The sequence below is a fragment of the Dyadobacter sp. CY343 genome (assembly GCF_021390335.1).
In the GTDB taxonomy this organism is placed as follows: domain Bacteria; phylum Bacteroidota; class Bacteroidia; order Cytophagales; family Spirosomataceae; genus Dyadobacter.
Map to the genome: position 1 here is coordinate 441,006 of NZ_JAJUXK010000005.1, position 19,936 is coordinate 460,941.

Here is a 19,936-nt window from a genome sequence, read left to right on the forward strand (position 1 = left end):
AAAATTCGTAACAGTATGGACGATTTTCGTTATGGTGCTTTATTTATTGACCAGAAAAAACATTTACGAATTAACGCAGAAAACGATTTTGCCAGTTAATTGATTTCCGTAGCGTTTGCGAAACTATTAATCACGGATACAGCAAATACTTCATCCGAATTGCCTTAAACTTCTGCAATTCAGGTTCCCAGCTTTGTCTGATTTCTGCTTCCGATACGCCGGCTATAATTTGTTTTCGTAATTGGTCAGTTCCTATACGCAGGTCGAATGCGGATATATCCTGGTTCGCCCGGCCGGGAGTAAAGAAATGGGCTTTATCGGGATAGGCATTGTATAATTCAATTAACCAGGCCAGATTGATCTGCCGGCTTTTTCGAAGCTGGTCAATGTCATAATTACGTAGGTCGAGGCCGTAACAAACGGAATCTTTGTGATTTGGGCGCTCACTCATTCCGGGAATACTGACAGGTTTGTACGAATAGGAATATTTGCCTTTCAGTGCCGGCGCCCCTAAAATCGTAAATGGCAAATAGGTGCCACGACCTTCATTAATTGCAGTTCCTTCAAACATACATAAGCTCGGGAAAAGCATGACAGCTTGCTGCGTATTTAAATTCGGCGAGGGATGAATCGGCAATTCATAGGGCATATCGTGGTCATAATTGGCGACTTTTATGATCTTTATTTTGCACTGTTTTTCAAGATAGCCTTCACCATTGAGGTATTGGGCAAATTCCCCGATCGTCATGCCGTGCGTCATGGGTGTATAATGGATTCCAATAGCGGATTTAAATCGATCATCCGTCATTACCGGCCCGTCTACTACATATCCGTTTGGATTCGGTCTGTCAAGAATGAGCAGTTCTTTATTGTTTTCTGCACAAGCTTCCATCACATATTCCAGCGTATTGATATTGGTATAGTAGCGACAGCCAACATCCTGAATATCAAAAACCATCAGGTCAATATCTGTCAATTGTTCCTTAGTTGGCTTCTGGTTTTTGCCGTATAAAGAAATGATCGGAATGCCGGTTTTTGCATCTACTTCGCTACTCACCGCGGCCCCATTGCTCGCATTGCCCCTGAAACCGTGTTCAGGTCCAAACACTTTAACAATGTTAATTCCAAGACTGACCAGACTATCGACGCTGCTTTTTTTACCAATAATGGAACTCTGATTTGCAACCAGACCAATTCGTTTTCCTTTTAAATAGGAGAGATATTTTTCAGTCTGGTCGGCACCGGTAATAATCTCTGTCTTATTGACTTTACGTTGATTTAACGATGCATTTTGCGCGGTACATTCAACATTGCTCGTCGCCAGAAACGCTAACAATAATATGGAGATATATCTTAAAGTTTGTTCCATTTTTGATGCTGGTAGTTTCAACTCTCCGCAATAATCACCTCAATATTATGCTGTTTCAGCATCCGCAAATCTGCTTCTTCAATCTTATCATCCGTAACCACTTTATTAATCTTATCAAAACCACAAATAAACGCCAGACCGGATTTTTTGAATTTCGATGAGTCTGTAACCACGATCACTTCTTCGGCGATATCGATCATAATTTGGTTCAGATGCGCTTCCTCCATATAATGCGTGAAAAAACCGGCATTGGCTTTCATGCCGTCGATTCCGAGGAAAAGTTTATTGCAATAAAGCTGTTTGAAATTCCGCTCGGCCATTGGGCCTACTAGTGACATGGAGAATTCTTTGAGGTAGCCGCCGGGCATATATACCTGCAAATTCTCGTATTGCGCAAGGTTATTGACAATGTCCAGCGCATTACTGATCACCGTCAGGTTCTTAAACTTTTCAAGGTTGTTGGATATTTCAAAAGTCGTCGTGCCCGAATCGAGGATAATGCTGTCGTCTTCGTTAATTAGCGACACGGCTTTTTTGCCGATCAGTCGCTTGATATCGTGGTTGATCTTCCGCTTTTCGGTGACAGTCAGGGCAATGTTATTGGTTTTAAAAGCGCCACCGTGAGCCCTCACGAGCAGATTACTGTTTTCGAGCTTGTCCAGATCGTTGCGGATCGTCACCTCACTTACTTCCAGCATCTCACTCAAATCATTCACATTTACTTCGCCCAACTCATCGAGTTTTTGCAATATCAGTGAACGGCGCTGCGCGGTCTTTTTCATGGTATCAAACCTTTTATGCTCTTATTTTTATTAAGTCAATGTCTTTGAAAGTGGCCTTGGGCGGTCACACGAGGCGTAAAGGTAGCAACATCCGGGGAAATGCTTTTGTAAAAACCAGAACTAACCGTTTCGTACAGCCGCGAGATTCGCCGCTTCATCCTGATGTGGGAAGGCGCGGTGCACCTCGATAATCTTTTCAATGCGTTCCAGAATGAGCCCCATCATTTCTTTCGGAAAAAATGCCTCCACAATGATCAGTTTCAGGTTTTCATCTTCTGTTTTAAAAACCTGCATATAGGTTACTTCAAACCGGCTTTTCCCAAACACCTGCAAAAGCCTGCCCAACACATTATTCGTGTCGCTAACATAGACCGAAATCCGGCTCGAATCGGCCAATCCATTCTCCATTTCCACTATTTTTTGACTTTCACTTTAAAAGAAACCCGCTTCGTTTCATGAATAAATGAATGCGCCCCGTGGCTATCCCGGCGCGTGTTTCCGGTTTTGGGATACTCATAAATACCATAAAAAGAGATCTCATGCCCGTCGGGACAATTGGCTTTGATTTTCACCTGTGAAGTCAGCCGCTGCGCCCCCGACCAGTCTGCGCGTGCAAAGAAAAGCATGCGACGGCTGTCCATCTCCACGTAAGGATCTTCGGTATACAATTGCAGACCGAAATCATGTAGCGAATCCAGGTCCGATTTTGTGAAAATGCTGATCCATTCCCCCGGATTAGCGATTCCATTGCCGTTTCCTTCGCCGACATGTGTTTTCTCTTCCACTTCCAGGTTCACGGCGCGACCGTCTGCAATTTCGAATTTAGTCAGGGTTTTTTCGGGTGAATAAAAAGGTACTTCCAGCAAAAACTGATCTTTTTTGCCATTGTAAGTCACCACTAATTTCAGCTTCGCACGAGCCAGCTCTGCATGTCGCGAGCGAATGCGAAAGCCAGTCTTTTCATGTAATGCGCCCTGCGTAATTTTTCCAATCGTGATTGCCGGATCCAGTACTTCTACTTCTTCATTCTGGGCAATCAGCTCAATGCGAACGGAGTCCACGGCAGCGCCGCCTTTGTTGAACAACAAAGGACTCAACAAAACGATATCACCCACGGCAGGCATCTGTTTATCAAGTGAGTAGGTGGCCATCGTAATGTGACCGCGATCGCCGGATCGGTATAAGCCAATGTTGCTGTGCTGGCCTGTTGCCTGATATTGAATGCGGCCTTTGGCGTCACTGGTAACGCTTTTGCGCTCAATTTTTCGGGTTGGCACATCCAATTGGATCAGCTCGAAACGGGTATTTGGCGGGTAAATGCTATCTGTTAAAATCTGCACATTAAGGTTCGGAACCGTTGGGCCGTCGGGCAGCCATTGTTTGGTTTGTATGCTAAATCCTTCCCGCCGAACATCGTCAAGCACGGTAAAGCCTGGTATTTTCCGGTCAGTACGAATGTCATAATTCCAGACTGAAAAATGAGGATAAACATCAATATGATGCCATTTCTCAGGTCGCGGCAGCGGCATCCGGAAGTATTTCATGTGGAAATCAAACTGCCCTTTGATGTTCACCGCATTGTGAAAACCTTTGAAATAGCCGATGCCATAGTGCCAGCTTTCATAGTTCAATTCCAATGTTTTGTAAGCGTCGTCAATCTCCTGATCGTGCTGCCGTAAAAAATCCTTGCTGCCCAAATGCATTCGAATAGGTAACCCCACAAAGTTGCGCCCCATTTCTTTGAACGGCGTGAAAATCTGCAAAGCCTTTGGCCCAACCGTAAAAGACGCGGACGGACAGAAAAACGAGGCGCTCGACAGCAAATGCGGGTATTTGGAAGCGATGAGCATGGACATAAATCCACCCATACTCAGACCCGAAACTGCGCGGGCTTCGCGGGTGGGTTTAGTGCGGTAATGCGAATCAATGTACTTTACAAATTCAGGGAAGTAGTCGGCAAATTGCCTGTCTTCCTTCACCGGCGCAATGTCGTACGGACGCGGATACTGGGCGGGCACATAGCCATCCCATTTGGCGATGATCACATCATTATCAGCTACATAGCTCGTGAAATTATCCAGCGAATCAGGGCCGGTACGTTCGTAATTCCCATTAAACTCATCATAATAACGCGCCTCGCCCGAGCGGGACACTTCCCCTTCTGCCGGACCATTAAACCGCCCCGCATTCCCATGAAAATAGTAAATCACAGGGTACCGCCGTTCAGGATGCTGGTGGTAATCGGCAGGCAGGATCAGTCGGAAATGCCGGTTTTCCTTGAACACATCGCTATAATGCTGCCCATCTTCGATAATGCCTTTCGGACGCGACGGCTGGGCATAAACGTTTGCTACTGTCGCGACAAAAATCAGCGTAGCCAGAAGTCCTGCCAGGCGATGTTCCTTGTTTTTATAAAAACCCGTAAATCTGTTTCGCTGCTTCATCATGTAATATTAATCTTCCTTTCTACGCGGTTCTGCCAGGTCAAGTATCCTGAAAAACAGGGTAGTCAGGCTGTAATTTTTACTGGCTGTCAACTGCTGTTTCAGCTTTTCTGAGAGCGTCTGATCATTTTGTGATTTAGCCAAAACCCATTGCACTTCCGGCGAGTCGGAGCCCTTTGTAATTTCCCAATTCCGCAACGAATCCTGTTCTGCTTTCCAATCATTCAGAAAACCGGCCGCCTTCTCCTGCTTGCCTGCCTTTTGAAGTAAATACACGCCGAGGTAATTATTGAGCGCATTCCGGTTGCTTTCTTTGCTCGCGTTGAGGGTATAATCCGAGATATTCTGAGCATATTCACTGGCTTTCTGCGCATTGCCGAGCTGCGTTTCACAATAGGCTGCAAGGTAATCCATGAGTCGGGTATCTGGTTCCTGCGGCTTGCCGGTACCCAGGTTTTCCGGCCATAGCCGCGCTTTTTCAAGTGCTTTTAGTGCCTGGCGGTACTTTTTATTTTCTGCCAAAGCGAGTGCATTTCCGAAATTAGCTATCACATGTAAAGTGTGGCCTTCGCGCGCTCCTTCCTGCGGCAGAACCTGGATTTTCTCCAATACTTTTAAGCAGGCCGTAAAGTTACCTGCGTTCAGCAGCGATTTTGCATAGTCAATGCCGATTACCGGGTTTTCGGGAAATTGCTTGTAAGCTGTCTGGGCATTAGCAAGTCCCTTATCCTGCAACTTTTGAGCATTGAAATACTCCGTCAGATAATGCCAGCTGCGCCATTCCTTCGGGTTGAGTTGATTGGCTTTTGCAAAATCGGCTTGTGCCGTGCTGCTAGCCTCGTTTTGAAAAAGAATGCCCCTTGCGATGTAAAAAGGCGCATAATCAGGCTCGTTTTTACAAGCTGCAAACTGCGTTTTCGCATTTTCCTTTTCGCCAATGTGCCAGTAGATCAATCCGAGATAATAGCGGTTTTTCCAGGAAGCACTTTGTTTTTCAGCCCAAATGAAGACAGGAATTGTTTCGAGCCGATAAGGGAAAACCAACTCCGGCGACATTTCAATGGCGTTTTGCAAATGCTTTTTACTTTCCGCAGGTGCCGAATCCCGGTTAAGATACCCCAGCCAGTACGAAACGGTAGGGTAGGCGGGAGCCAATGCGAGCACTTGCTTTGCCTCCTGATTTTGTCCCTGGTTTACATAATCCATTGCCAGTTCGAGGTAGGTTTCATGCGGCAGCTCGTTGCGAATTGCGTTCTGGAAAATGGCTTTGTTCTCTGCATTAGCGACGAGCAAATACTGCTCGAAATGCGCATAATGATTGAGCGGATCCACATTCAGCAGCTCTTTCCAAACCTGCGCCGCCTGATCAGGTTTGTTTAATTTTCGAAGTGCAGTGCCCAAGCATTGATACGCTACCAGGTTGTTGCGGTTGTAATCCAGTGCTTTCCGTGCGTCACTTTCGGCCTTTTCGAAGTCCTGTTTTTGCAAGGCAATGCCGGCCAGCTGCGTGTACGCACCGGATTTATATTCCATCGTCCAGGTCGCCACCGACAATGCCTCTTCCGCTTTGGTCAGGTCTCCCAGTTTCCGGTACAATGCGCCGTACAGATAATTCGCGCCGCCGTGGTAGGTGTTTTCAGCCAACACTTTTCGGGCAAAATCCAGCCCTTTGGCATATTCGCCGCTACGATAATGGTACTCGGCCAGCCGGATCAATGCGCCGCTATGAGTAGGTTCCTTTTTAAGACATTCCAGGTAACGAAGTCTCGCACCTTCAAAATTGCGCATTGCATTTTCATCTTCTCCGAGCTCAAAAAGCCGCTCTACGGAATGTGGATCCTGGTTTTCGGCGGAAAGAACAGGACGGTCAAGAATTTTTTCCGGCTGCGCAGCATACACCAGGCGATCCTTACCAATGCTCACCCGAACAGATTTTTGATCAGCTGTCGATAGGGAAATTGCTTTGGTATAAACCTCCATGGGTTTCAGTTGAAGTGGAGATTGATAAACCGTTTTACCGGCCAACGTCACTTTTAGCGTGTCCTGAATCGGAGAAATCGGATTGAAAATGATCCTTAAACTATCGCCTCTCGCAGCCACATTAAGGGTACCATAAGGCGAAGCATCCACCATTCCACCAGCCGCCTTGACCGGAAACCAGTATTCCGTTTTCGTTTCTGAATAAAATGGTCCCAGCGATTTTTGGTTAAATGGACTGTGAAAACCGCTTCGCTCCGCCGCCTGATTGAATGTTACACCCGATTGTGCTTCAATGTATTGTCCGTCCGAATCCGTGAGTAAATCTTCCCAAATCGCACCTTCCCGAGCCCGCGACCAGATCCACAATTTTTTGCCCGGCGCATCTGAGTACGGAGCCCAATGTCCAAACCCAAATTTTTTGTTATGCCAATACCCACCAAACCAATTCGTATGCGCGCCCATCACGTGGTAAGACTTATCCCCGCCGGAATTCACATTTTTGTAGTACGACAAATCCACACCGTTCCCGTCAATCGGCCAAGGATTGGCATTTCCATCGTGACCAACATGGTGCGTGCCCGGGAAAAAGAACTGCATATCCTCCGACGCCAGGAAAGCCGCATTCTCCCACGAAAGGTAGGCGTCGTGCAAGGGTAGGGGATTGTACCAAAGGCTTTGCGTTTCGAAATACGCTTTGTCTTTCGGAAGTACGATTTTGACGCGCCATTGCGTGCGAGAAGCCAGATCGAGGCCGCCTACTACGCAGGTAACACTTCCGTCCGGGTTGTTTTGCAGCACATAATCTACCGCCGCAGCTGCCCAGGGTGCGTGCCCGAGATCAAGCCCGAAATTGTGCTCAATGCCGCCGCTCGTCCAAGGGCCACGGATTCCGATCGCCCGGAATTTCATTACGTGGTTGGTATACACGAATTCCTCACCGGTCGATTTCTCGGTAGCGCCCATTACTTTTCCGCCGACTTCCGGCAGCACCTGTACTTTAATGTAAGGATTTTCCAGCTCCACCACGTTCCAGTTTTTGGTCGTGCTTTTGTTGGTGTAGCCGTCGAAAACGTAGTATGGATAAAATGGCGAGACCTTTTTGCCGACGCCCATGACGGGAATCGGGTTAGGGTCGGAGTAGGGGTAGGTTTTGAAGGGTTGTGCTTTTTCGGTGATGCTGGCTTTTTGGGCATGGGCTGCTGCTGGTGACAACACCAGCATTGCCATTAGTATTCTCGCAATCAATGGCGACATAAAATTCCTATTTTTTGCTTTTCAAAATAAGCTCCGCGAGCTCCATGCGTACTTTGTACCATTGCTCCTGATTGTAGCTCCACACATCCAGGTTACCAATCGATTTGTCCCCGAAAGGTTCTTTAATGAGTTGATCAACAAGCGCATCCGCGCGTTTCGAATTCCCATCGAGTTTTGCCAGCAGGCGCAGGTATTCATAATCCTGCACACCGTCGCGCATGGTTTTCAAACGTATTGACGGACAAGGTTCGGATACATTGGGCACCATTCCCGGTTTGTAAATCACCGAGCCATTTCCATTGAATTGCCGGTAGGTGAATTCCGCGTCGGCTTCGGAGGCTTCCTTGTAAAAGTCTTTCCAGGATTCGGGATCGTACCAGCCCCTTTCCCAGCCCGCGCCTACGCCCCAGCTGATCCAGGAGTAGGTTTTGTATTTCCAGCAAGACCAGCTGATCGCGCGGTCATTGACCAAGGGCAAATCGATAAACGTCGAGCTTCCAACCCAGCTGTTCAGCTTTTGTTCGTACAGCATCGGCCCGTAAAGCCAGTCTTTAATTCCCATTTGCTGATAATGCTTTACCGTGTCAATGTTGTAGCTGATTGTGTGCGACGCCCAATCTGTAATGGATTTACCAATCACGTCCATTGCATCTTTATTGTAACCACCGTCTACGCGGAACTTGGCTTCGGGGTACTCTTTTTTGAAAAGGTCACCATAAAACACCATTCGCGACCAGGCTTCGGGGAAGTAGGATTCATCCAAACCATTCAGATAAACTGTGAGAAGAGTTTTCTTAGGATTTACCATCGGTAGCAAATGCTGGCGAACCTGCCGGATGCTACTCGTGTAAATCGCTTGATTAGTCGCATTGCGTTCCACTTCGGGTTTGCCGATATCCGGCCAGCCGGCAGTGCCGTGTTTTCCATACACATCGAATGGGAGGGCAAATGTTTCCAGCGGCTCACCGTAACCTGGGCCGTCGATGTAACCGTGTTCTTTGGTGAAAGCCTGGCCGGAGAGGTATTTTTTCAATCGTTTGTCAAACTTGTCCCACTGGATTTCCACTTTGCCATTCTTAACCTGGATTTCCGGATCGTAAGTCGGGTCCATCAAGGAAATGCGGTTACGTTTGAAGAGCTGGTACACAGCCAGTTCCTGCTTTTCTTCCATTCTGCTCAAAAAACCTTCGTGCTGCAGACTGGCTTTGAAAGCGTTTTCGTTCGGCAGTTCAAAGTCCCAGATAGTTAGGCTGATCGGCATTTGTTTGCTTTGCCCGCCAATCGTCACGGTAATCGTGCTCTGATACGTGCCGGGTTTTGCCTTTTGCGCATCGAGCGGGATAAACTGGTCTACCCAAATAATCTGAGAACGCTGGCCGCTGATCCGGTTGTTGAAGTCGGGCAATGTAAATGGGTACACCCAGCGGCCGCGTACTTTGGCAGAGTCGGTTTGAATGTATTTAAATGGGATTAATGCGTCGGGATACCAGCCTTTGCCGAGGGTGGATTTGGGGTAGCCGGTACTGGTACTCTGCACATTGACAGACCATTCCAGAAATAATTCGGGCTTAATGCTCAGCTCGGCGCTTCCATTTTTGAAAGGCGTCATATCGAGCTTGATACCCATCAGTTCCGCGTCTGATTCATTGGTAAGCACCAGTTGAAACGAGACATATTCGCCCCGCGCGCCATGCAACGCAACTTGTTTTCCGTCAAACAGCCAGTTTTTATCCAAGAGATTTCCTTTTCCGGCTTGCTTGGAAGGAACACCTTTGAAGCGATGCTCTATTATTTCATTCGTAACCGGATCGAGCCGAACGGAGGAAGGTAGTGCCCGCAGCCGCCACGGGTCTGCTGGCCACGGATCGTCCGCGTAAGTTTTTGTCCCAAAGCTGAATGCATTCAGCGCGAGAAGACAGAGGATGAATTTTGTAAATCTGATCATAGTGAAGGTGGTTCAGGAATGTGGGTGATCGACTATTGGCCGACGGGAAAAATCATCAACTGGCTCAATGCTTCATCTTCGCCCATGACCATGTATTTTCCATCCGCCGAAGCAGCCAGCGTACTTAGTTGAAAGCCACGCCAAAGAATACCCTGCTCGATACCCGGCTCCACCATCTTGAATTCAGGGTTACCCAGGTCGACAAAACCGGCATTTTCATCATAAGAAAACAAATGCGAATAACCCGGCGCGCCGCCAGCTAGTCCATACAGCTTGCCATCGCGGCCAAAAGCCAGTGACTGCAACCGGCCCATCATCATGGGTTTACCCAGATTCTTAATCTTTTTAGTAGCAGGATTTAATACAAACAATTGACCGTCACCTGCATTGCCACCATACAGTTTTCCGTCCGGCGCTTTGGCCCAGGCTTCTACTTGACCCAAAACCTCGCGTCCCCAAACAGCCGGCAGCGGTGTTTCCAGGAACTGAAATGCCTTTTTGGCAGGATCAAATGCAAATAGCCGGTTGCCCACCGCACTGCCATAAACCAATCCTGCATTGTCCTGAATAAGTGCTTTGCAGAGATAAACCTCCGGCCCAACTGCATATTCGTGGAGGTTGTCCAGCTCTTTTTCTTTGGGTGCGACTTCGTCAAATACCTGCGTCTTTTTGGTCGCCATGTTGTAGGTGAAAAACCGTCCGCTCGGGTAACTGATTCCGTAAAGCTCGGTGCCTTGTTTGTTGCTGAGCAATGTGAAAATGCCTTCTCCGGCGACAGGAATGCCCAGATCTTTTACTTGAATGGCATCTCCATCTCCAATGCTTACCTGCAGCAAATGACCGGCTACCTTGCTTTCTTGTCCCATAGTACCAGCGTACAACTGGTTACCGGAACCTTTGCAAAAGCCGGTAGCAATGCTTTTTTGGCCGGGAATAGTTTCCTGCAAATCTTTCAGCGCCACGGCTTTTCGTGCCGAAATGGATGCTACGAATAGGTAGGGTGATAAGCCTTCCTTCGCTGTGGTACCACCCAATATCCGATCTCCTTGCACAGCTAGAGATGTAATCGCGTTGCGGTACATCGGCAGACGCTTCTCGGCACTATTCGGCAGGGAAACTTCTATTGCAAATGCATCTTTGGGCGTGAAAAACGTGTATTGAGCCAGTAGCGGGGCAGAGCAGGCGAGGTATAAGGCTGGGAAAAATATTTTTTTAGTCAGGTTTCTCATTTCCGGATTTCATTTTCGGGATTGAACTGGATCATAAAAGGGCGGGTGGAATCGCCTACGCCCGAAGGATTGCGGCGGGCAGCGAAGTACAGGTTTCCATCCTTATCCCGGATGTCGCAGCCGGTGGCCTCGGTCACAGCCGTAATGGGGTATTCACGCAAAATGGTCTTTTTGCCGGTCGCAGGATCGCATTCTACCAGCACCGTCTTGTCTTTCAATACATAATTACCATGACCGCCAATGATGTAATACAGCTTTCCATTTTTGCCAATGTTCAAATTAGGTACATAAGGCCCCCAGGCGTTCGCTTTGCCTGTTTCGATCACGCCTCCCAAGTCTTCAACTTTTCCGATTCCGTTCTTTTCAGGGTGAAATGCGATGAGTTTTGCGCCGTACGTGATCAGGTAAATGATCCCTTTGGCCTCGTCTTTGGCGTAGGCGGTTACGCCTGTGATGATTTTCGAGCCGGGCGTTCCGGGGAATGCAGGCAGACTTTCGCGCGCAAAAACCAGTGAGTCGCTATCTTTTTCATACTTGACGAGTCGCTGCCGCCAGTCTACGTAATAGCAGTTTCCCCACCAGTCGGTAAACAATACACGCGGCACGTGCGAGCTGGCCAGACGACCGAGATCGCGCATGTGGTTTTTGGCTGGATCGTACACGAGGAAATGTGCTTGCGGGTAGGAGATACCGTAAATCGTTCCGGTTTTTGGATCAATGTCAACGTCTTTGATACTCTCGTACTGCATGCCAATTCCCAGATTTTCCAGTCCGGTTTTAGGATTCCATTTCATGAAAAACCCGCCTGCATAGCCCTGCGGATGTTCCATCAGGTACTCCTCCCGCGACTCGCCGCCGTCGGTAGAGAAAAAGATAGAACCGTCGGCTGCGGCTACAATCTTGGAATGTATTTTTCCCTGCCACTGATAAGGCCGCAAATGCGCCAGATCCCTGATAAATCCATTCAGTTTCATGGCATTCTGCACCGGGTCGAACGTGTACAAACCGATGTTGTTCGCATGATTTGTAACGCCGATATGCACGGTGTTGGAAGCTGCATTGTAGCCGATCGAGCCCCAGGTGGAATGCGCCTCGGGGAAATCGGGATATTCAATAAAGGAGACGTTTTTGTCTGCATTCTGGGCGAAAGCAGTGGCTGCGCACATCAAACACAGCCAGAGTTGTATTGTACGTGTCAAAGGTTAAAGGTTTAGGTAAATGTTTTATTTACGCTAATGTAAAAAATGGAATCGATTTTGCGCAGTATGAAGTCTAATTTCTTTCGAAATCTTTCTTTTAAATTTCATTTCAGCTTTTAACTTCTTCAAAACCCATTAGAATAGCTGAGACAATGGCGAATGCAATGCCGGCGATGATCACAGGGTGGGGGATGGTTTGATACAAAGCCAGCGATAAGGCGACGGTAAGTACGGGCGAAAGTGCGGTAGTAATAGGTGCGATGATGATCGCCTTTCCATACCGGAATGCATACACCAGACACAAAGCACCAAACGCATTAAGCGACTGGATGATCGCCGACAGGTACGGACCCTTAAAACTCCATTCGATCGGCTGACTAAAATCAGTGAGATACAATGCAAAGGGAATGAGCATCACCGACGTGGCCATCATATAAAAATACAGGCTTTCGGCCGACATGATTTCATTCGCAAAACGCATGATATACCCCTGCGCGCCCCACGCCAGCAGCGGAATAGCGGTAAGCAACATCCACGTATAGCCGCTGACTTGTGCACCACCAACCGGCTGATAGGAAAGCATAAAAATGGAAACGAGCGCGATCCCGACGCCAATCCAGCCCAGTTTGCCCGTTTTCTCATGAAGCAGAAAAACCGCCAGCAGTATAGTGACTACGGGAGTTAATGAAAGCAGCGGAAAAACCAGATAAGCCGGCGCAATGCGCAGAACAAAAAATAGAACGAGCTGACCGCCAGCGCCTAGTAGCCCCGCTGCGCCGCCCCAGATCATGGCGCGTTTGTTGAAATCCAGCTTCCAGCCTTTGATTTTCAATGCAGCCAATGCGGCTGGCACCATTGTGAGTGCCCAAACGACGTATCCCAATGTTGCAGGAAAACCATTCTTTTCGGGTATTTCAATGACTGCGCCCCATACGCCGATGAACAGCACGTGAATGATTACATATATCAGCCAACTGTTTGTCTTACTGCTCATTAGATGTTGTTTTTACATAGGTATCAAACCATTGGATCATCCTCGCATTCAGGTCGGCTTTGTTGCGCGGACTTAGTTCCGGTCGCCAGCCGTGGCCTTCGCCCTGGTATTGCACGAGCCTGGTTTCGATGCCTCGTTTTTTCAATGCTACATACATTTCCTCGGCCTGTGAAAAAGGTACTTCATTGTCGGCTTCACCGTGTATAATCAGCGTTGGTGTGGTCGCCTGTGCCACATTGCGCAGCGGTGACCATTTCCATAGCTCGTCAAAACGCTCGTAAGCCCGCCCTCCGAATTCCGATTCCATTAAAGAATGATACAAAGAAATACCTGCGAAACTGACCAGGTTACTCAATCCGCCGTCGGTCACAGCGGCTTTGAAACGGAAAGTTTGCGTGATGATCCAGTTGGTCATGTAGCCGCCGTAGCTTTGGCCGGTTACGCCTAACCTTTCGGGATCCAGCCAGGGGGTTTTATCCAAAACAAAATCGACACCTGCCATTAAATCCTCATAATCACCGCCACCCCAATTCATGAGCGTACCATTTGAAAATGCTTGTCCATAACCGTGACTGCCTCTTGGATTGATGTAAACCACCGCATAACCCGCCGCGGAAAGTAAATGCATGCGTTCGTCGAAATCGTGACCGAACATATTGTGCGGCCCGCCATGGATCAGCAGAATGAGTGGATACTTTTGAGTTTCATCGAAGTCAACAGGCGGCATTAACCATCCCTGAACCTTTGTATGATCGAAACTTTCAAACCAGAATGTTTCCGCTTTTTGAAGCTTCTTATTTTCTAGTAACTCAAAATTTTCCTGCGTGATCTGCTCGATGACAGAGCCTTTATTTTTGCTTTTAAACAGTTCCGCAGGCTGGATTATGTCCGATTTTAAAAACACAAAATCCTCGCCATTAACGTCCAGGCAAAATTCCGAAATGCAGCCCGAGCCACCCCGAACCATTTCGACCTTTTCACCAACACTACTAACCCGATAAATGGAAGTATCCCCGTGATCGCCTGCGGTAAAGTAAATGTACTTGCCCGACGGATGCCAGCGAATGTGCTCGATCCGCCTGTCCAGGGCTTTGGTCAGATACCGGAAACTGCCTCCATTGGATGGAATCAATGCAATGTGCGTATCCTCGGCGGGGCTGTCATTCGTGCCAATGTTTCCGGAAGTTGCCAGAAACGCAATATGCGCCCCATCAGGTGACCATTTGGGTTGGTATGCCAGACCTGCATGGTCAGTAAGTCTCGTGATTTCCTGTGTCTGAATATCCACCTTCCAAACATCACTCTGCTGAATATCGTCCGGTTTTTTGGTTCGATTGCTGATAAATGCAATGTGGCGACTATCCGGCGACCAGGTAATGGAATGCTCGTTGAAATTTCCGGGAGTAAGCAATGTTGGTGAATCTCCCTCGGCTGCAATCAGGTATATGTGCGTATAGGCACGGTCGGCATACACTGGCCTGCCGCTTCCGCCTTTGGATTTGTAAAGCAGATCGTCAAAAACGCGTATTCCATTGTGTTCTTCTTCTTTCGAATCAGGAATGTCGGCACTGAGATAGGCGATGTACTTTCCATCGGGCGACCATATACAGTTGTTTTCTGCCAGATGATTGATGAAATACGACGATTCGTGACGCTGGACTAAAAATTGGCTTGATGCATTCGCTACTGTATAGATATGGAGCTCTCCCTGCTCATTTTCGAAGAGCAACTTGCTTCCGTCAGGAGACCATCCGTGTGCAGTACCTTTTCCTAAAACCGTTTTTGCGGCTGTTTCACCGGAGAGAAGTACTATCAAATCATAACGTTCATTCTCTGCTATATCCGCGGCATAAACCTGATACACGAGATCGTTGCCGACAGAAGAAAGCAGAGGCGAGCCGACTTTTCTGATCCTCCATAAATCATTTATCAAAAGTCCCCGGGGCGAGGCTTTTATATCCTTTGAAATCATATAAGTGGGTTCAGGCAGTGATTGTTTTTGCAAGATATGTTCTCCTGAGAGAAGTTACCTGCTACAATTCACTAATATTTATCCGCAATATATGAGTAAGCATAAATAAATTAAAAGAAAGGTTTAATAATATTTTTTACTTTCGTTTTATGATGTTTAATTTGAATTGTGGTGACAGGGTTATCTGAATGTCACCAACAACCGTCTTCTAATCGACCGCGAGAATAATGCAGAAAAATGAAATAACGGAGCTTGAAAGCGGTGCGGAAGCACACACGCAACGGGAAATCCTATCGCAACCAGAGCTTTGGCAAGAAGTATATCATTTAATAAACAAGCAAAGTGCCGAAATCAGCAGCTTTTTGACGCCGGTTTTGCAAAAGCAAAATCTCAGGATACTTCTTACGGGTGCTGGGACCTCGGGTTACATTGGTGATGCCGCACAAGGAACGTTACAAAAGTTGTGGCGCAGAACAGTTCAGGCGGTGCCGACAACCGAAATCGTAACCCAGCCTGAGGCCACTTTTATCCGGTCGGTTCCCACGCTTTTAATCTCATTTGCGCGCTCAGGAAATAGCCCCGAAAGTGTAGAAGCGGCGAGGTTAGCTAATCGTTGCTGCGACGAGATTTACCATTTGATTATCACCTGTAATGGCGAAGGGGCGCTGGCAAATATGCATGCAACAGACTCTGATAACGTATTTTGCCTCGTTTTGCCGGAGCGGACAAACGATAAGAGTCTGGCGATGACGAGCAGTTTTACCTGCATGCTGCTTAGTGCGCTGCTGGTTGCCCGGGTGGATTCGCTTGAAGCGGAATTTCCGAAAATTCAACGCATTGTGGAACAGGGAAATGTGATCCTGGAAAAACAAACACTGCTTGAAAACCTGGTGCTAAGCGGCTTCGAACGCGTGGTGTTTCTGGGGTCGGGCGAAAATCTTGGTATTGCAAAGGAATGCCACCTTAAGCTGCTCGAATTGACGGACGGAAAGCAGGTAGTTATGTCTGATTCTTTTCTTGCATTCAGGCACGGACCGCGGGCTTTTGTGAATGAGAATACGCTCATGGTTTACCTGTTTTCAAGGAATCCGCATATCCAGCGCTACGAGCGCGATCTGGCGGCGGATATTTCGCGTGATGCGCGGTCGATCTTTTCGCTCCAAATTGGGGGCGTCGATGGACTTGTTTTGCCAAACAGTAGTAAAATAGAATTAAGCATTGACCCGGAAAATCAATACCAAATGATCCCTGTGACGCTGGTAGGGCAGTTAATGGGCTATTACAGCTCGGTACACCTCGGTATCAATCCGGATAGTCCGTCTAATTCCGGGTCCATCAGCAGGGTGGTGCAAGGGGTGAATATTTATACAGAATAAAAAGGTGAATCGCGTATGTTGACTCCTAGATTATTGGTTGTGGGCGAGCTGAATGTCGACCTGATTTTGAATAAAATCCAGTCATTTCCTCAGGTAGGCAAAGAGATGATCGCGGATGATATGAATATGTGCCTGGGCAGTTCTGCGGCTATTATGGCTGCCAACAGTGCTGCAATGGGCGTGGATACTGCTTTCTGTGGCGTGGTTGGGGAAGATTATTTTGGTGATTTTATCCTCCGTGAACTGGAACGCAAATCCGTCAGTTGCCGGCATGTAACCCGACTTCGAGAGCATAAAACTGGCTGCACGATGATTTTAAATTTCGGGCAAGATCGAGCGAACGTGACTTTTCAGGGTGCAATGAATGCACTGACGATCAACAATATACCTTTTGGTAAACCCTCCCCTTATCAGCATTTGCATGTGTCGAGTTTGTTTCTTCAAAAAGGGATCCAGCATGACATTGAGCATATTTTCAGAAGCGCCAAAGCTGCTGGAATGACCACCTCGCTGGACCTGCAATGGGATCCCACCGAACAATGGGCGTTCGACTATGCGCGCTGCCTGCCTTATGTGGATGTTTTCATGCCCAACGAGTCTGAACTGCTGGCGCTTACCAAAACGGATTCCATTGAGAGCGGCATTGAACGAATCCGTCCGTACCTGCATACGCTTGCATTAAAAATGGGCAGAAACGGCAGTATGGGCATTTCTGGCGACCAGCAGTTGACGGTACCAGCTTTCGAAGTCGAACATTTCGTGGATGCGATCGGCGCGGGAGATTCCTTTAATGCAGGATTTATTCAAAAATATATTTCAGGTGCACCGCTGGAAGACTGCCTTCGAGAGGGTAACCTGATGGGCGCGCTCAATACCACGGCAGCGGGCGGCACAGGCGCATTCTGCAACCTGAACAAAATCAGCGAAAACATAAAAGACTTCTGGGGAATCGAATTAAGCCTGTCATGATATTAAAGGAAAAACTACGCGAATTAACACAGCTGAAAAAAGGCTTACTGGCTACCAATTACTACGATCTGGAAACGCTTCACGGTGTGCTGCAAGCTGCGGCCGAGACCCAACAGCCTGTGATCCTGCAACTTACCCAGAGTTCCATTGATTATATGGGCCTGAAAACGGCGGTGAACCTGGGGCGTAACGGACTGGAAGAATTCGGCGTGGAAGGCTGGATCCATTTGGATCATGGCGGTTCGGTGGAATTGGTACAACGCTGTTTGGACGCAGGTTTTGATTCGGTGATGATCGACGGGAGTGAGCTGGCTTTTGAAGAGAATGTAAGACTGACCCGCGAAGTAGTGGAACGAGCCAAAAGTTACGGTGCGCACGTGGAAGCCGAGTTGGGTTACGTGGCAAAACTAGGTCAGTCACATCATATGACAGGCTTCACACAACCCGACGAAGCCGCAGCTTTTGTAGAAGAAACAGGCGTAGATGCACTTGCAGTAGCGATCGGCACAGCGCACGGATTTTATAAAGAAGAACCCAAACTGGATATTGATCTCCTCCGCAAAATTGCAGATAAAACCGCGGCCACGCTCGTTCTGCACGGAAGCTCGGGTGTACCGCATTCACAGGTGCAGCAGGCTATTTCAAATGGCATTTGCAAAGTGAATCTGGCGACTGAAATCAAGAACATATTCATGGCGTCGCTGAAATTTGAACTGGCTTATAATGAAGATATTGACCTTCGGAAAGTGTTCCCAAAGGCGACTTGCAAAATCACGGAATTAGTGAAGACTAAATTGGAAATGGTGGGGAATGTAGGCGGGTAAAATTATCTTTCCTGTTAGTAAAACAAATAGGGTGTCTCAATATTTGAGACACCCTATTTGTTTAATTCCCTAGTTCAACCTCACATCAATACCCCTCATTCTGCACAATCGCAGGCGAGCTCGTAATCACCGCCAGAGCAGGAATCGGGTACAAAAGCTGATAAGCTTTAATCGGCGTTGATATTCCAACCGTACTTTTTCCAGGACCCGAAACTTTTGCATTCATCACTTCCATGGCACGACCAGTTCGCAGCAGATCAAACCAGCGATGTCCTTCAAATGGCGATTCCAGACGTTCTTCGTTGTAAACTGCTGCTTTGAAAGTTTCGTAAGTCAGTCCGCTCAAGTCAGTAAGTTTCGCGCGTTTCCGAACCTGGTTGATCGCTGCATAAGCGTCGGCGTCAGGACCTTTTTTTGCTTCATTTAATGCTTCTGAATACTGTAACAGGATATCTGCATAACGGATCACGTACCAGTCTGCTCCTGAATCTGCATATCCACCGCCGGTTTCACGCTCCACATAACCTCGAATGTATTTGGCAGCGACGAATGTTGCGCCATTCTGGTATCCGTCAGCAATGTTGTTCCGCCGTACATCGCCTGTCGTGTAAGCGGCAGCAATGTCGTCAGTCGGTTGATTAAATCCATAAGCGCCACCGGAGGGTATCGTAATTCCCTCAGAACCAGTAGGAGCGAAGTGATTTGGAAGGTTTGAGCCCAGCCCATTTGCTGCCCCTTTGTATTGTGCCTGCCAGATCGCCTCCGGATTTCCCTGCTGTCCGGCTTTGTACAAATCTGCATAAACAGGGAGCAGGCTATAAGTGCCCGACGTCACTACTTTCTTGAATTCGGCAGCCGCTTCTGTGTATTTTTTCTGGGTAAGATAAACCTGTCCGAGCAAGCTTTGTGCCGCGCCTTTTGTAGCCCTGCCCACGCTTGCTTCATCATAAGAAACGGGCACTAATCCCTCTGCCTTCGCAAGATCCGCTTCGATCTGCGCATACACTTCCGGAACAGTAGCGCGGCCCACTTCATAACTGGCGTCGATGTCCGTTACCGGCTCAGTTACCAGCGGAACACCGCCGAATAAACGCACCAGATTGAAATAGCCCAATGCCCTCAGGGTCAGCGCTTCGCCGGTATATTGTTTTTTTAGATTATCCGACACAGCCGATCCTTCAATCTTGGCAAGGATACTATTACATCTTGCGATCATGTTGTAGCTGGTCTGCCAGAATGCGGTAAGGTGCTCATTGTCTGTCGTTTCGCGGAATTCGTCAAGGTTCCTTTTCGCATCGTTTCCGTCTCCACCGGCGACTAGCTCGCTGGTATTATCTGAACGGAGGTCTACCAGTAAGGAGTAATATCCATTGCCAGAATACACTTGTGAAAAGGCGGAATAGGCTCCTACAAGCGCCTGGTTGAAGTCAGATTCGGTCTTGAAGAAGTCCGTTTCGCCGATCTGGGAAATGGGTTTTGATTCGAGAAAATCTTCACAGGAAGTCCCCGAAAATGCCAGGATAACCAGTGCTACTGCTATTTTTATATTCTTTGAGATCATAAGAATCAATGTTAAAAGATTGATTTGTTTTCAGTTGG

Annotated in this window: 14 protein-coding genes; 3 read left to right on the top strand and 11 right to left on the bottom strand. The window is 47.8% G+C overall.

Features of this window, described 5'->3' with window-relative positions:
* Positions 1-130 precede the first annotated feature (130 nt).
* From LZG94_RS19480 to LZG94_RS19525, 10 genes are all read right to left on the bottom strand, one after another.
* Positions 131-1,369 (bottom strand): exo-beta-N-acetylmuramidase NamZ domain-containing protein, encoded by a 1,239-nt coding sequence (locus LZG94_RS19480; protein ID WP_233793464.1) that lies wholly within the window; start codon positions 1,367-1,369, stop codon positions 131-133.
* Between the two features lie 17 nt (positions 1,370-1,386).
* The gene (gene agaR / locus LZG94_RS19485; RefSeq protein WP_233793465.1) at positions 1,387-2,151 is read right to left on the bottom strand and encodes a transcriptional repressor AgaR; all 765 of its coding nucleotides are present in this window, start codon (positions 2,149-2,151) and stop codon (positions 1,387-1,389) included.
* Between the two features lie 120 nt (positions 2,152-2,271).
* A complete protein-coding gene (locus tag LZG94_RS19490; RefSeq protein ID WP_215231634.1) occupies positions 2,272-2,559 on the bottom strand; it encodes an ACT domain-containing protein in 288 nt (95 codons plus the stop codon).
* A gap of 5 nt (positions 2,560-2,564) precedes the next feature.
* Entirely contained in the window at positions 2,565-4,598 is a 2,034-nt protein-coding gene (locus LZG94_RS19495) for an esterase family protein (RefSeq protein WP_233793466.1), read from the bottom strand.
* 6 nt (positions 4,599-4,604) lie between these two features.
* On the bottom strand, positions 4,605-7,829 hold the full coding sequence (locus tag LZG94_RS19500) for a DUF5107 domain-containing protein (RefSeq protein WP_233793467.1): 3,225 nt from the start codon (positions 7,827-7,829) through the stop codon (positions 4,605-4,607).
* A gap of 7 nt (positions 7,830-7,836) precedes the next feature.
* Entirely contained in the window at positions 7,837-9,774 is a 1,938-nt protein-coding gene (locus tag LZG94_RS19505; protein ID WP_233793468.1) for a glycoside hydrolase domain-containing protein, read from the bottom strand.
* Positions 9,775-9,806: 32 nt separating this feature from the next.
* The gene (locus tag LZG94_RS19510) at positions 9,807-11,003 is read right to left on the bottom strand and encodes a hypothetical protein (protein WP_233793469.1); all 1,197 of its coding nucleotides are present in this window, start codon (positions 11,001-11,003) and stop codon (positions 9,807-9,809) included.
* Positions 11,000-12,202, bottom strand: coding sequence for a hypothetical protein (locus LZG94_RS19515; RefSeq protein ID WP_233793470.1), 1,203 nt, complete (start codon positions 12,200-12,202; stop codon positions 11,000-11,002). The genes LZG94_RS19510 and LZG94_RS19515 overlap by 4 nt, the downstream gene beginning before the upstream one ends.
* A 109-nt stretch (positions 12,203-12,311) precedes the next feature.
* Positions 12,312-13,196: a DMT family transporter gene (locus tag LZG94_RS19520; protein ID WP_233793471.1), complete on the bottom strand. Its 885-nt coding sequence runs from the start codon at positions 13,194-13,196 to the stop codon at positions 12,312-12,314.
* A complete protein-coding gene (locus tag LZG94_RS19525) occupies positions 13,186-15,168 on the bottom strand; it encodes a S9 family peptidase (RefSeq protein ID WP_233793472.1) in 1,983 nt (660 codons plus the stop codon). The genes LZG94_RS19520 and LZG94_RS19525 overlap by 11 nt, the downstream gene beginning before the upstream one ends.
* A 227-nt stretch (positions 15,169-15,395) precedes the next feature.
* Here LZG94_RS19525 and LZG94_RS19530 point away from each other — a divergent pair, with 227 nt between their 5' ends.
* The 3 genes from LZG94_RS19530 to LZG94_RS19540 are packed head-to-tail and all read left to right on the top strand — an operon-like array spanning position 15,396 to position 18,337.
* A complete protein-coding gene (locus LZG94_RS19530) occupies positions 15,396-16,544 on the top strand; it encodes an SIS domain-containing protein (RefSeq protein ID WP_233793473.1) in 1,149 nt (382 codons plus the stop codon).
* A gap of 15 nt (positions 16,545-16,559) precedes the next feature.
* Positions 16,560-17,513 (top strand): carbohydrate kinase family protein, encoded by a 954-nt coding sequence (locus tag LZG94_RS19535; RefSeq protein ID WP_233793474.1) that lies wholly within the window; start codon positions 16,560-16,562, stop codon positions 17,511-17,513.
* Complete coding sequence (locus LZG94_RS19540) at positions 17,510-18,337, top strand: class II fructose-bisphosphate aldolase (RefSeq protein WP_233793475.1); 828 nt, start codon at positions 17,510-17,512, stop codon at positions 18,335-18,337. Before LZG94_RS19535 ends, LZG94_RS19540 begins: the two co-directional genes overlap by 4 nt.
* Before the next feature lie 85 nt (positions 18,338-18,422).
* Here the strand turns inward: LZG94_RS19540 and LZG94_RS19545 are convergent, their stop codons facing one another.
* On the bottom strand, positions 18,423-19,898 hold the full coding sequence (locus LZG94_RS19545) for a RagB/SusD family nutrient uptake outer membrane protein (protein ID WP_233793476.1): 1,476 nt from the start codon (positions 19,896-19,898) through the stop codon (positions 18,423-18,425).
* Between the last annotated feature and the right edge of the window lie 38 nt (positions 19,899-19,936).